Source organism: Acetobacterium sp. KB-1, assembly GCF_003260995.1.
Classification (GTDB): domain Bacteria; phylum Bacillota; class Clostridia; order Eubacteriales; family Eubacteriaceae; genus Acetobacterium; species Acetobacterium carbinolicum.
Map to the genome: position 1 here is coordinate 2,208,696 of NZ_CP030040.1, position 13,080 is coordinate 2,221,775.

The window sequence follows — 13,080 nt, forward strand, 5'->3', positions numbered from 1 at the left end:
GGGTACTCGATCTTTTTTTATATGGTAAAATATGCTATAGTTAACACAAAACTTCTTGCATCATAAGGCTAATAAAAAATATAACAGCTTATTTAATATTCAATTGGAGGGATAAAGATTGATTACGCTAGAGCAAATTATGTCGATTTCAAAAAGCGACTTACAAGAAGCGTCAAAGACATTAAACAAAGATGATATTCCGCAGCTTGTAGAATGGCTCTCCTTAAAAGATAACACCATTAGATATCAGGTATTTCTCATTCTGCAAAACAGATCATTCTTTTTTGACGATGTTTATCCGTATTGGGATACCTTCAAAAGCAAACTAAAAAGTGAAAATTCTTATCAAAGAAATATCGGACTGAATTTGATTGCCAACAATGTAAAGTGGGATACCGAAAACAAAATAGACGATACCATTGATAAATATCTACAACTCCAAAACGATGAAAAACCCATCACGATACGCCAATGTATTCAGTCATTGGGCGAAATAGCTTCATCTAAGCCTGACTTACATGATAAAATAGCTTCTAGACTTATTACCTTTAATCTCATGTCCATTAAGGAAACCATGCGAAAATCAATACTGCTTGATCTCTTGAAGGTACTTCTTGTTATCAGGAAAGAGCATCGAACAGATAAAATAGAAAACTTTATCCAAAACGCATTACTAGGAGAGATATTGGATAAAAGGTCAAAAAAACAAATAGAAGCCCTGCTATGATCATAACGCATGAATCATTAACCACTAGTTGAAAATAAACAAGTTGCTGTTACAAATATGTACATCATGACATTAGTATCAAAATAACAATCAACATTTTGGTCCTGCGCCCGCATTTTAGTCGGGAATTTATGTGCATAAAAATTGTTCGTTATTTCTACCCCCTAAAAATTTCAAGAATAGGAAATCCTGATGAAAAATTTAGAAAAAAATCATTACTTCTCTTTAAAAAGCTATGACCCCCATACCCATGGCGGCCAGTATCTGGCAAACCTTTCAACCGCCAACTGGGCATCTGAAGCTTTATTTACCGCCCTGGAACTGGATCTTTTTGAAATTCTTAATTCCTTCGGAGATAATGGCGCCGATGCCCAAGCACTTTCAGAAAAAATCGAAACTGATGCCACGGCATTGTCGTCATTTCTGCCGCTACTGGAAAGTCTGGGGCTTCTTTTTTGTTATCAGGGCAGTTACAGCAATGCCATCATAACCAAGTGCTATCTGCTTTCATCCAGTCCAGATTATCTGGGCGACACCATCAAACTGCGGCAATTACAATCTCAAAAATGGCGTCAGTTGAAATCTTCACTACTAAAAAACACACCAACTGAACAAAATAGTGGGCCGGAGTATTTAGCCAATAAACAGCTTAATCAACTAAAGATTAAGGCAATCCATGAATTGACTCGCATGAAAGCGCTTGAATGCGTTAAATTCTTCCCCGCCTTGTCCGGGAAAATTCTAATCGGCGGTCCCGGAGCTCAAACAATGGCAGATTGTTTTCTCCATGCCTTTCCCGATCTGGAGATCACCCTGCTTTGCGACGATGATCCCTTTCCGATTGACGTTGCTGTTTTTAATGATCCCCAAGCACAGCCGATCGATACCAGTTCCTTTGATAAACTGCGCGCTGCCTCTGCCAAAAATCATGAGGCCTATGCTCTGATTATCTTCACCCGTTTGTCAATCAGTAAGGATCAGCCGCTGTTTCTAAATCAAGTACTCGCCTGTTTACCGATGCTTAAGCCAGATGGTATCCTGATGCTTCACGACGCCTTTGACGAGCATGCAACCCTGATGGCCAGGTTATCTGGAATCAATCGGATGATCCATTTTGAGGGCCAGGTTTGTTCCGCAAATGAAGTCATCCACAAATTTGAGGCAGCCGGTCTCACCACCACTGCTCTGATTCCGCTTGAAACCGATACTGCTGTCATTTTTTCCGGAAAATCGCCATCATTTGTGGAAGCTCTGGCTTTGACACCGATGCAACGCCTCAAGCATCCAATCCTTAACATCGGCTTTGATGATGTCTTAGAAATTACCACCGATTCGGTGGTGGTTACCGAATTTGCCAAAAACAAATGTGCCTTTGGTTGCTCATCGGCCAATCTCAAACATTGTCAGGCCAACGAGATCCCCTTTGAAGAAACCGGCCGATTAATCTCCCGCTACACCAGGGCTTTTCTAATTAAAGGAACCCCGGGAACCGGAGAATTTCAACGAAAGATCTTAGAAGCAGAACGCTTAGCCTTTATTGGCGGTTTTCACAAGGCCTTTGCCTTCTGGTCCGGACCCTGTCACATCTGCCCCGCCTGTGATTTGGATAAACCGTGTCTTAACACGAAAAATCGCCGTCCCTCAATGGAAGGGTCCGGCATTGATGTCTTCGAAACCGTAAGAAACAACGGCGAAACCTTAAAGACACTGGCTTCTAAGAATGAGTTTGTTAAATACTATGGTTTATTACTGCTTGAATAATCGCCTTACCCTCAAAAAAAAGCACGGATAACCGGTGCTTTCAGACTATCAAAAAAGATAACCCCGTACCGACAATTGTTACATCATGTTGTACGCATCGGAGCGGACACTGCTTCGCCTGTCCGATTCCGCAGCGAACAACAAATTAACAATTGGTCGGTACGGTCGTTTATCGACAACCTCAAACCACGGATAACCCATTTTTTTTTGATTATTCAATGACAATGACGCGCCGTTCAATGGGCTCGAAAACTTTTTCAATAGGGTCTTCGGTAGGCACACCAAAGGGCATCTGGGCAATCAGTCGCCAATCCGACGGAATCAGAAAAGCAGTCTTTACATCATTATCGATGATCGGATTATAATGTTGCAGGCTTGCACCCAGACCTGCTGCTGACAATTGCGTCCAAATGGCAAACTGCAACATCCCATTGCCCTGCTCAGCCCAATCCGGAATCCGATCCCGGTAGGGTGAAAACCTTTCCATCAAACTTTTAGTAACAGACGTATCATCATAAAACAGCAATGTTCCACATCCTGCGGCAAAGCTGCTGATCCGATTTTCAGTAGACCGAAATTCATCAGCCAGAATTTTTTTTCTGAGTGTTTCCATCACGATACTCCAGAATTCCAGATGTTTCTCTCCAAATAATACTGCTACCCGCTGACTTTGGCAATTAAATGCCGAAGGTACGTGCTTCGTTGAATGGTCGACGATCTCCATTATTTCTTCCGCAGTAATGGTACTTTCATCGCTAATTCCATATATCGAGCGCCTTTGCTCTATTGCTTCTTTAAAATCCAATGGCATGTAAGTACTCCTTTTCTATTTAAAAAATATTTGTTCGTATGACCTCATACTAATCATTATACCTTAATTACCCACAAATTCAAATTTTTCTGCAAAACGCTAAAAAACAGCGTCTTGATGACCCTGTTTTTTTGCTTCTTTGCTTAGGTTTTTGCTATTATTTTCGGCCGATGGCTTTTTTAGCAGCCGCTACAATATCTTTCGCCGTTAAACCGTATTTTTCCATCAATGGCGTAACCTTACCGGATTGTCCAAAGAGATCCTTAACACCAACCCGTTCCAGAGGTACTGGGGCGACATCGCATAATACTTCAGCAACAGCACTGCCCAGGCCGCCGATAATGCTGTGTTCTTCAGCCGTAACAACAGCACCGGTAACAACGGCAGCGTCTTTTATGGCATTTACGTCGATGGGTTTAATGGAACCCATATTTAATACTCTGGCCGAAATATCCTCTGCTTTTAAAAGCTGTGCCGCTTCCAGAGCTGGTCCCACCATCAGACCGGTGGCAATAATGGTTACATCATCACCGCTTTTTAATAAGCCGGCTTTTCCTACTTCAAATTTATAATTTTCATCGAAAAGAACGGGTACGTCACTGCGGCCCAAACGAATATAAACAGGTCCGTCAATTTCCATTGCGGCATCCATCATCTTTTCTGTTTCGATCGCATCTGCCGGTGATAAAACCGTCATATTGGGGATTACCCGCATCAGCGCAATATCTTCAATCGACTGGTGTGAACCGCCATCTTCACCTACTGAGATCCCCGAATGAGTTAAGGCAATTTTTACATTCAGCTTCGGGTAACAGATACTGTTACGAATAATTTCATAGGCTCGTCCAGCGCCAAAAATAGCGAAGGTGCTGGCGAAAGGAATCTTTCCTGCGGTTGCCAAACCGGCGGACATTCCCATCAGGTTTGCTTCCGCAATCCCGACATTGAAATGCCGTTCGGGACAGGCCTTTTTAAAGACGTTGGTCTTTGTTGCTCCTGAGAGATCGGCATCCAAAACCACCAAATTTTTGTTTTTTTCGCCCAGCTTCACTAAATATTCGCCATATGCCTGTCGTGTTGATTTTTTATCTGCCATGATTAAGCCTCCAATTCTGCCAATGCTTGTTTCACTTCATCTGCATTCGGCCCTTTTCCATGCCATCCCGCATTGTTTTCCATAAATGAAACGCATTTACCCTTGACCGTTTTACAAATAATCACGGTTGGTTTGTCCTCTGATTTTTTTGCAACTTCCACAGCCGTTCGCAACTCATCAAAATCGTGGCCGTCTTCCACTGTAATCACGTTCCAACCAAAGGCCTCAAACTTGCCATCGATGGGAAATGGTGACATCACCTCACAAATAGCGCCATCAATCTGAAGATTATTGTTATCCACAAAGGCAATCAGATTATTAAGCTGGTAATGGCTGGCTGCCATAGCAGCTTCCCAAACCAGACCTTCTTGTAATTCGCCGTCACCCAGTAAAGCATAGATCTTATGATCCTTATTGTCCATTTTTCCGGCCAATGCCATCCCGGCAGCCACCGAAATTCCCTGTCCCAAAGAGCCGGTTGACATATCAACCCCGGGTACCTTGTTCATATCCGGATGTCCCTGAAGGATCGACCCCAGTTGTCGCAGGTTTTCCAGCTCGGCTCTGGGGAAGAAGCCTTTTGCTGCCAGCGTTGCATAAAGCACCGGAGCAGCGTGTCCTTTTGACAACACAAAACGATCCCGATCTTCTTTGCGGGGATTGTTTACATCCACATTCATTTGTTCAAAATAAAGCAGGGTCAGAATTTCTGCTGACGACAATGAGCCTCCAGGATGACCTGAAGCGGCCTTACCAATCATTTTTACAATATCCTTGCGAATACCCCTAACGGTTTCTTCTAAAAATGCCATTTAATTCTCCTCTTTAATAAATATCACTGTTTGTGTTGATTTGTCGATCTAAAATGTCACGTCTGATGGACTGAAGAGCCCCGTCCTTAATGAACACCCGGGGCACCCGTTTGTTTACCATACAGGTAATTTCATAATTGATGGTTCCCAATGCATTAGCCAGTACATCGGCTGAAATGTTGTTACCAAAAAGCTCCACCTCATCATAAAGGGAAACCGCTTCCACATCGGTTAAATCGATCATGCATTGGTCCATGCAGATACTACCGACCACGGGTACGAGCTGGCCGGAAATAAAGACCTTGGCCAGACCGTTTAACATCCGCGTGTAGCCATCGGCATAGCCAATTGGCAAGGTACCGATAATCCGATCGTCATCGGCAACAAAACGGTTGCCGTAGCTTACCGTTTCTCCCGGATGAAGGGTTTTTAAGTGTACAATGGTTGACTTTAAGGTCATGACTGGTTTTAAATCAATTTTTGACCGATCAACCTCAGCTGATGGATAAAGCCCATAAAGAATAATCCCCGGCCGTACCATATCAAAATGAACCCCTTCGACATCAAATATTCCGGCACTGTTTGCCATATGCTTGATGGGAATGACAATATTCTTCTTTTCCAGTTCCGAAAGAACCTGTTGATAACGCCTGATCTGCTCCTTGGTGTGGGTTTTATCAGCAGCATCTGCGGTCGAAAAATGCGTATACAACCCCTGAAGTTCAATGCCCTCCAATTGATTCATCGCGTCAATTACTTGTGAGGCCTCGCGCCAGCCAATCCCAATTCGCCCCATACCGGTATCAATTTTAATATGGACGGGATGAGAAATGCCGCTTTCCTGACAATGTTCTGATAAGGCTTTGGCAAAGTCAAACTGATAGGTTCCGGGAATCACATCCCAGCGGATCAAATCAGGAATATGTTCTTTTGAGGTATATCCCAGCAGTAAAATCGGTTCGGTGATGCCCCCCTGTCGAAGCGCAATGGCTTCATCAATAAAAGCTACGGCCAGCATGTCCACCCCGGCTTCACAAAGGGTTTTAGCACATTCCAAACTACCATGTCCGTAGGCATCGGCTTTGACAACCCCCAGGATTTTTACGTCAGGCCCGACGATTCGGCGAATTTCTTCATAATTGCTAATCAGTGCATCTAAGTCTATTTCTGCCCAGGTCGGGCGGAGTGCCAATTCTTTCATCGTTACGCGACTCCCGGAATCATATTAAGCACCATTGCGACCCCATTCTTAATCGACGCTTCCAGGTTTTTCTTGTAATCATCGGTCAAATTGGAATCGGCCTTATCCGACATGGAGCGAATCACCAGATAAGGAACCTGGTTTTGCATCGCCACCTGGCCCACTGCCGCACCTTCCATTTCGACACACAAACCACCGAATTCTTCCCGCAGTTCTTTTTTAAGCTTATTGGAGTCTACCCCCAAATCTGCAGTCATAATCCGACCCGTCTGGTAGGAAACCTGGAGCGCTTCGGCGGCGGCCTCAGCTAGCTTGATCAAAGTCGGATCTGCTTTAAAAAAGGTTATATCCATGTTTGGTATTTCACCCCGGGGATGACCAAAGGCCCGGGCATCCATATCATATTGACAACTATCTTCTGAGATGACGATGTCACCAATTTCCAGATCGGGATGAACCGCACCAGCCACACCCACATGGATAATGGTTGTTACCTTGAAGAGATCAATCAAAATCTGGGTGCACATAGCAGCATTGACTTTTCCAACTCCGCTTTTAACTGCTACAACTTCTTTTTTGTTGAGTTTTCCCTTAAAAAAAGTCATCCCTCCGTGGTGGATCTTGATGCTATCTTCCATTGCCGACTTGATGTCACGAACCTCACTGTCCATGGCTGCAATAATACCAATCATCTGCTTATTTCTCCTTTCAAAAGACTCACTACTGCGTTGGCAGCAATTCCCTGCTCGCTCCCGGTAAAGCCCAGGCCTTCTTCGGTCGTGGCTTTTACACTGATACAATTCCCAGATAAGCCCAGGGTTCTGCTTATGTTTTCCACCATGCTGTCAATATAAGGTGCCAGCTTTGGCGCCTGGGCGATGATGGTTGAATCAATGTTATTGATCCGATACCCTTTTTCGGCCACCAGTTGCCCCACTTTCTCAAGCAGCAATAAACTGTCACTATCTTTATAGGCGCTATCAGTGTCCGGAAAGTGCTTGCCGAGATCACCCAGCGCCAACGCTCCCAAAAGCGCATCCATAATGGCATGCACAAGCACATCCGCATCTGAATGTCCCAGCAGACCCAAGGAATGTTTTATTTTTACACCACCTAAAATGAGTGGTCGATTTTTTACTAAACGATGGACGTCATAACCGCTTCCAATCCGTATCATCTTGCTCCTCTCCAACCACCTTTCACAAGTAGATTTAACCATATTTTTAGCCATTTGTACAGGATTATTTCGTTCGCGCATGTTTATATTTAGCTGCTCCGATCCAAAAAAACAATTCAGTTGACAACTGATTTTATTTTTACAAATAGAAAAATCATGAAACCTTTTGGAACGTTACTTACGCTTTCTAAGGCTCTAGTCGTTTGCGCTGCTGTATTCTTAAACCCTGATGATTTGAATTTTCCGGGCGCTTCAATTTACATTAGAATTATAACATAAATAACCAAAAAAAATGCCACCAAATAAATAACTCAAAAGGTTTTTAAGCTATTTAATCTGGCAGCAAATATCTGTTGTTAATTTTCTTCTATATTTCCATTTCTCAGCAGATCCCGTACCACTTCACCGGCAATCAGCAGTCCGGCCACCGAGGGAACAAAGGCAATACTGCCCGGCGGGTTTTCTCTGGTTAATGGTTCTTCAGTGGAATAAAGAACCTTTAGGGATTTTACGCCCCGTTCCCGCAATTCTTTACGCATCACTTTGGCCAGCGGACAAATTGAGGTTTCATAGATATCGGTAATAATAAAACGACTGGCATCCATCTTGTTTCCGGTTCCCATGCAACTGATAATCGGCACCTTGTTTTGCTGACTTTTGATGACCAGATCAATTTTTGCGGTTACCATATCCACTGCGTCAATGACATAGTCGTAATCCTGGAGATGAAATTCCGGAGAACTTTCCGGGGTATAGCATCGATGCATGGGATGAACAATGGACAGCGGATTGATGGCAATCAGCCTTCTGGCCATCACATCGACTTTTTTCTTGCCGATGGTTTTAACATTGGCCATGATCTGACGATTGAGATTGCTGGACTCGACGATGTCCTTATCGACAATGGTTAAAAAACCAACTCCGCTACGAATTAGCGCCTCAGCGACAAATGAGCCAACCCCGCCAACACCAAACAGGATAACGCGTGAGTTTTTTAAACTATCCAAACCAGATTGTCCAATTAGTTTCTCAGTTCGATCAAAAATACCTGCTTCTGTTTTCATTTTACATTCTTTCTGGAGCAGATACGCCCAAAATACTCAGAGCATTTTGAATCACCTGCTTAGTTGCTTCAATCAGTGCAACGCGAGCTTTCATCAAGGCCTTGTCGGAAACCCGGACATGGCAGGCATTATAAAAACTGTGGAATGCCGCCGCCAAATCGATGGCATATCGGGTAATTCGGCTGGGGTCCAATTTATCTTCGGCCGTCACAATTTCATCTGGGAAATTTGAAAGGATTTCCATCAGGTTTAATTCTTCTTTTGCGATCAGTCGACCGTAATCCAGGGGAATCGTATTATCCAATTCTTCTTTCATCTGACGGATGATGCTGCAAATTCGGGCGTGGGCATACTGCACATAAAACACTGGATTATCATTAGATTGCTCAATGGCCAGATCCAAATCAAAGTCAAAATGACTGTCTGGCGAGCGCAGATTAAAGAAGAAGCGGGTGGCATCGACGCCTACTTCGTCGATGAGATCCGTCAGTGCAATGGCTTTTCCCTGACGCTTAGACATTCTTGCCACTTCGCCATTACGGAGCAGTCGCACCAGTTGCATGATGACCACATCAAAATTAGCGGCATCAATACCGACCGCCGATAATGCCCCTTTAAGCCGGGCCACATGGCCGTGGTGATCGGCGCCCCAGACGTTAATGCAGCGATTGAAGCCCCGGTTAATAAACTTATCCATATGGTAGGCAATATCGGCCATAAAATAGGTGGGCAGTCCGTTGGCGCGGATTAAAACATCGTCCTTATCAGAACCGAATTCGGTGGCCTTGAACCATAAGGCACCTTCCTGTTCGTAGGTAAATCCGCCTTTTCCCAACAGCTCAATCGTCTTCTCAATAGCACCGCTGTCATAAAGGCTTTGTTCTGAAAACCAGACATCATAGTGGATCCCATAGGCTTCCAGATCACTTCGCATTTGGGTAAGATTTTTATTTAGTGCATAATCAATCAATATCGGTTTACGTTCTTCCGGGGTCATGGTTCGGTGAACATCACCATTTACTTCAATAAAAACTTTCATATGTTCGGTAATGTCTTCACCCTGATAACCATCCTCAGGAAAGGGGAACTCTTCGCCCATTAATTGTCGGTAACGGGCATCCAGGGAATCGCCAAATTTGACAATCTGGTTTCCAGCGTCATTAATATAGAATTCCCGGGTAACAGAATAGCCAGTCCAGTCGGCCACCGCCGCTAAAATATCGCCAATGGCCCCACCTCGGGCGTTTCCCATATGCATTGGTCCGGTGGGATTGGCTGAAATAAACTCCAGATTGAATTTTTTCCCGGCATTTTTCTGACTCCGGCCATAATCCGCTTTCAACTCGGCTACCTCTGCTAAAACCGCATACTGCCAGTAGGGTTTTAGTTTAAAGTTAATAAAACCCGGCCCGGCTATTTCAATTGACTCAACATAAGAGTCTGCAATTTTCATATTGGCCACCAGGGTTTCAGCAATAAAACGCGGGGCTTTCTTCGTCTGTTTGGGAAGCTGCATGGCGATATTGGTGGAATAATCACCATGGTCTTTTTCTCTGGGCATTTCCAGAAAAAGATCCGGTTTGATTTCTATCGCCAATGCTCCCGATTCAATTGTTTGATTAAGGGCTTCTCCGATGATCTTTTTAAGTTGTTCGGTGATCTTTTCGCGTATGTACATCCTTAATTTCCTCTCACTCTTTTTATTTATGTTTAGATTATATTCAGATCATTGCGCATTTTTGTCATTCCCGCTCAAGTGAAATTTAAAGGAGAAGCGCTCTTGGCGCTTCTCCAGTGATTGACATTGCTGCCATTTTCTATTGGGTAATTTTTATATTCAGGATATTTTGAGAATTTGTAACGCCTTCAATTTCGATGTTATAGTCGATCGAGACCTTGGTCGGCTCTTCATCCTCATTATAGTTTACAAATACATCCTTGGTTAAAATCCCCATGGTCACATCCCCGTAAGGGGTAGAATACCAGGTCAGGTTTCTCTTTCCACGTTCAAACTCCATAATCGAGTTGGTTGTTCCCAAACGAATGACTGACACTTTTTGTGCATCAACACAGACGGTGGTGATTGTTCCTTCCATACCGGAAACTTCCGATTCATTATACGTGACGCAGGATCGATTGGCTTCTTTATATAAGTCTCCTTCGGTCAGGAACTCGAGGCTATCCTTTTCATCTTCATCTTTGACGGTTCCCGAAATGGATAACCATACTTTTTTTCTTTCTTCAGTCATTGGTCTCCTCCTAGAGGTATAATTTCTTCCACTATTAAACCATTGATGGGTTCTTTTATCAAGAAAAATTATCCTCTTAAGTTTTTATTAGGATTACGCATCATAAAGAAACCGGACGACTTAGCTTACAGTAGTGCGTTTCCGCTTTGCTGACGCAATAATCAGGTCTACAAGTTCTATATACCCAATTCCGGTGGCTTCCCACATTTTTGGGTACATACTGATATTTGTAAATCCTGGCAGCGTGTTGACTTCATTAATTAAAATGCGCTCATCTTCGGTAACAAAGAAATCCACCCGGGTTAACCCAGAGCCTTCAATGGCTTCAAACGCTTTGATCGCATAATCCCTCACCTTTTGTGTGATTTCCGGAGATAGATCTGCCGGTATGACCACCTTGGAGTCTTCTGTGGCTGAGTATTTGGCCTCATAATCATAAAACTCTTTAGAAGGGATAACCTCCCCGGGAATCGAGGCCCGAATAGCGTCGCCAACTTCAAGGACCGCACATTCAATTTCTCTCCCTTTGACAAAGTCTTCCAAAATCAGTTTATTATCATAAACAAAGGCTTCTTTAATCGCAGCGACGAGTTCAGTTCGGTCGTGGGCTTTGGTGATGCCAACGCTGGAGCCCATGTTCGCTGGCTTAACAAAAATAGGATACCCCAATGCCTTTTCAATCTCTGCAATTTTCGCATCGGGATCGCACTTCCAGTCATTTTCCCGGAAATAAATGTACTTCCCGGTGGGGATTCCCACACTTTGAAACATAATCTTAGAAAAAACTTTATCCATTCCCACTGCTGAGCTTAGCACACCACACCCGACATAGGGTTTATTCAGCATTTCAAAAACCCCTTGAATCGTCCCATCTTCGCCCATCGGACCGTGAAGAACCGGAAAAAAAACGTCAATCTTGGATATTTCCGGATGGTCAAAGATTGAAAAGTCTGCGGTAAGGTTTTTCTGATCCTGTTCCCATGAACCATCTTTAATCTTCTCGGCATCGCCAGCATATAAAAACCATTTCCCCTGTTTTGAGATCCCGATGGTGACAATATTATACTTATCCCGATCGATGACACCCAAAACATTGTATGCAGAAACCCTTGAAACCTCATGCTCGCCCGACTGTCCTCCAAAAACCACTCCAATGTTGAGTTTGTTTTTCATACTATTCCTCACTTTTCTTTTGAGATCGCCTTGTTATGATTTTGTAAAACCGATAACAAACTGACGCCGGCTTTGCCAATTGCTTCGCAAAGGCCTAATTATTTCAAACACTCCAAAAAATCATCTTCGGTGATGACGCGAATGCCGTTTTCTTTTAATAAGGCTACGGCGATACCGTCCCCAGCAACCAAATTTCCACTAAAGGTTCCATTATAAATTTCCCCACAACCACAGGACGGACTTCTGCTTTTCATAATTGCAATTTTTGCCCCGGATGTCCGGGCAGTATCCAGGCTTCGCTGGGCCCCCAGACGAAATCCTTCGGTTACGTCAACTTCTTTATTATTATACACTTTCCGTTCTCCATTGACTATGACTATTTCAGCCGGATCTCGGGGAATCGGCATTGATGCCAGCACTTCCGGACAAATTGGAATCGCCTGTCCCTGAAGAAAAAGTTGTCGCAGCTCATCCACCGGATGGGCCTTTCCTTCATAGTTTATCTTCATTCCCAATAAACAACTGGATACTAAAATCTTCTTTTTCTTTTCCAAAGCTTCTTTTAAACAAGTAAAATCTTTTTGATTCATTTTTTCCCTCACTCATCGTTTTTATCATTTAAACTGTCTTCCCGGTAAATCCAGGCACCCCGTTTAAAAACCATTTTATAAATCATATCTTTTAAGACGATTTCACCAATTTTTATGACCGAATCAGGTCCAACGCTTACCCCATTGGTAATCCGGGCACCAATCCCAATTTTGGTATTTTTACTGAGCGTTACCGCCTTACCGATTATCACACCGGGCTCCAATACACACTTGTTTTCAATCCTGCTGTCTGACTCGATGATTACGCCGGTGCCAATCTGGCAATCTTCACCAATAACTACACCCGCTCCGATGATTGCCCCGGCACCAATGATGGTTCGACTTCCAATCAGGGCATCGTTAGAAATTACCGCACTGGGGTGAATCTGCTTTTTATTCGCCTGGTTACCCATCCGTTG

14 protein-coding genes are annotated in these 13,080 nt (G+C 43.7%); 2 read left to right on the forward strand and 12 right to left on the reverse strand.

The window, feature by feature from the left end; genetic code table 11:
- The first annotated feature begins 118 nt into the window (after positions 1-118).
- Positions 119-727, forward strand: coding sequence for a hypothetical protein (locus DOZ58_RS10225; RefSeq protein WP_111888192.1), 609 nt, complete (start codon positions 119-121; stop codon positions 725-727).
- A 192-nt stretch (positions 728-919) separates the two neighbouring features.
- The gene (locus DOZ58_RS10230) at positions 920-2,488 is read left to right on the forward strand and encodes a DUF2284 domain-containing protein (RefSeq protein ID WP_111888193.1); all 1,569 of its coding nucleotides are present in this window, start codon (positions 920-922) and stop codon (positions 2,486-2,488) included.
- Between the two features lie 211 nt (positions 2,489-2,699).
- Here the strand turns inward: DOZ58_RS10230 and DOZ58_RS10235 are convergent, their stop codons facing one another.
- The 12 genes from DOZ58_RS10235 to DOZ58_RS10290 form a co-directional block, all read right to left on the reverse strand.
- Positions 2,700-3,299 carry a nitroreductase family protein gene (locus DOZ58_RS10235; RefSeq protein ID WP_111888194.1) on the reverse strand — a complete coding sequence of 200 codons (600 nt, stop codon included), beginning with the start codon at positions 3,297-3,299 and terminating at the stop codon, positions 2,700-2,702.
- A gap of 157 nt (positions 3,300-3,456) precedes the next feature.
- A complete protein-coding gene (locus DOZ58_RS10240; protein ID WP_111888195.1) occupies positions 3,457-4,395 on the reverse strand; it encodes a transketolase family protein in 939 nt (312 codons plus the stop codon).
- 2 nt (positions 4,396-4,397) lie between these two features.
- Complete coding sequence (locus tag DOZ58_RS10245) at positions 4,398-5,207, reverse strand: transketolase (RefSeq protein ID WP_111888196.1); 810 nt, start codon at positions 5,205-5,207, stop codon at positions 4,398-4,400.
- Between the two features lie 13 nt (positions 5,208-5,220).
- Entirely contained in the window at positions 5,221-6,408 is a 1,188-nt protein-coding gene (gene alr, locus DOZ58_RS10250) for an alanine racemase (protein WP_111888197.1), read from the reverse strand.
- Positions 6,409-6,410: 2 nt separating this feature from the next.
- Complete coding sequence (locus DOZ58_RS10255; RefSeq protein WP_111888198.1) at positions 6,411-7,100, reverse strand: 5'-methylthioadenosine/adenosylhomocysteine nucleosidase; 690 nt, start codon at positions 7,098-7,100, stop codon at positions 6,411-6,413.
- Positions 7,097-7,582 carry a 2-C-methyl-D-erythritol 2,4-cyclodiphosphate synthase gene (gene ispF / locus DOZ58_RS10260; protein WP_111889742.1) on the reverse strand — a complete coding sequence of 162 codons (486 nt, stop codon included), beginning with the start codon at positions 7,580-7,582 and terminating at the stop codon, positions 7,097-7,099. Before ispF ends, DOZ58_RS10255 begins: the two co-directional genes overlap by 4 nt.
- Positions 7,583-7,941: 359 nt before the next feature.
- The gene (locus DOZ58_RS10265; RefSeq protein WP_111888199.1) at positions 7,942-8,649 is read right to left on the reverse strand and encodes a ThiF family adenylyltransferase; all 708 of its coding nucleotides are present in this window, start codon (positions 8,647-8,649) and stop codon (positions 7,942-7,944) included.
- Between the two features lies 1 nt (position 8,650).
- On the reverse strand, positions 8,651-10,327 hold the full coding sequence (gene argS, locus DOZ58_RS10270; protein WP_111888200.1) for an arginine--tRNA ligase: 1,677 nt from the start codon (positions 10,325-10,327) through the stop codon (positions 8,651-8,653).
- Positions 10,328-10,466: 139 nt separating this feature from the next.
- The gene (locus tag DOZ58_RS10275; RefSeq protein ID WP_111888201.1) at positions 10,467-10,898 is read right to left on the reverse strand and encodes a DUF1934 domain-containing protein; all 432 of its coding nucleotides are present in this window, start codon (positions 10,896-10,898) and stop codon (positions 10,467-10,469) included.
- Between the two features lie 120 nt (positions 10,899-11,018).
- On the reverse strand, positions 11,019-12,071 hold the full coding sequence (locus DOZ58_RS10280) for a D-alanine--D-alanine ligase family protein (protein ID WP_111888202.1): 1,053 nt from the start codon (positions 12,069-12,071) through the stop codon (positions 11,019-11,021).
- Between the two features lie 98 nt (positions 12,072-12,169).
- A complete protein-coding gene (locus tag DOZ58_RS10285; RefSeq protein WP_111888203.1) occupies positions 12,170-12,661 on the reverse strand; it encodes a DUF523 domain-containing protein in 492 nt (163 codons plus the stop codon).
- An 8-nt stretch (positions 12,662-12,669) separates the two neighbouring features.
- A complete protein-coding gene (locus DOZ58_RS10290) occupies positions 12,670-13,074 on the reverse strand; it encodes a DapH/DapD/GlmU-related protein (RefSeq protein WP_111888204.1) in 405 nt (134 codons plus the stop codon).
- Between the last annotated feature and the right edge of the window lie 6 nt (positions 13,075-13,080).

What these genes read in the sequence shown, in the direction of transcription:
- DOZ58_RS10240 (WP_111888195.1), bottom strand. Translation starts at nt 4,395, where the DNA reads ATGGCAGATAAAAAATCAACACGACAGGCATATGGCGAATATTTAGTG.
- argS (WP_111888200.1), bottom strand. Translation starts at nt 10,327, where the DNA reads ATGTACATACGCGAAAAGATCACCGAACAACTTAAAAAGATCATCGGA.
- DOZ58_RS10245 (WP_111888196.1), bottom strand. Translation starts at nt 5,207, where the DNA reads ATGGCATTTTTAGAAGAAACCGTTAGGGGTATTCGCAAGGATATTGTA.
- DOZ58_RS10235 (WP_111888194.1), bottom strand. Translation starts at nt 3,299, where the DNA reads ATGCCATTGGATTTTAAAGAAGCAATAGAGCAAAGGCGCTCGATATAT.
- DOZ58_RS10230 (WP_111888193.1), top strand. Translation starts at nt 920, where the DNA reads ATGAAAAATTTAGAAAAAAATCATTACTTCTCTTTAAAAAGCTATGAC.
- DOZ58_RS10265 (WP_111888199.1), bottom strand. Translation starts at nt 8,649, where the DNA reads ATGAAAACAGAAGCAGGTATTTTTGATCGAACTGAGAAACTAATTGGA.
- alr (WP_111888197.1), bottom strand. Translation starts at nt 6,408, where the DNA reads ATGAAAGAATTGGCACTCCGCCCGACCTGGGCAGAAATAGACTTAGAT.
- DOZ58_RS10280 (WP_111888202.1), bottom strand. Translation starts at nt 12,071, where the DNA reads ATGAAAAACAAACTCAACATTGGAGTGGTTTTTGGAGGACAGTCGGGC.
- DOZ58_RS10255 (WP_111888198.1), bottom strand. Translation starts at nt 7,100, where the DNA reads ATGATTGGTATTATTGCAGCCATGGACAGTGAGGTTCGTGACATCAAG.
- DOZ58_RS10275 (WP_111888201.1), bottom strand. Translation starts at nt 10,898, where the DNA reads ATGACTGAAGAAAGAAAAAAAGTATGGTTATCCATTTCGGGAACCGTC.
- DOZ58_RS10285 (WP_111888203.1), bottom strand. Translation starts at nt 12,661, where the DNA reads ATGAATCAAAAAGATTTTACTTGTTTAAAAGAAGCTTTGGAAAAGAAA.
- DOZ58_RS10290 (WP_111888204.1), bottom strand. Translation starts at nt 13,074, where the DNA reads ATGGGTAACCAGGCGAATAAAAAGCAGATTCACCCCAGTGCGGTAATT.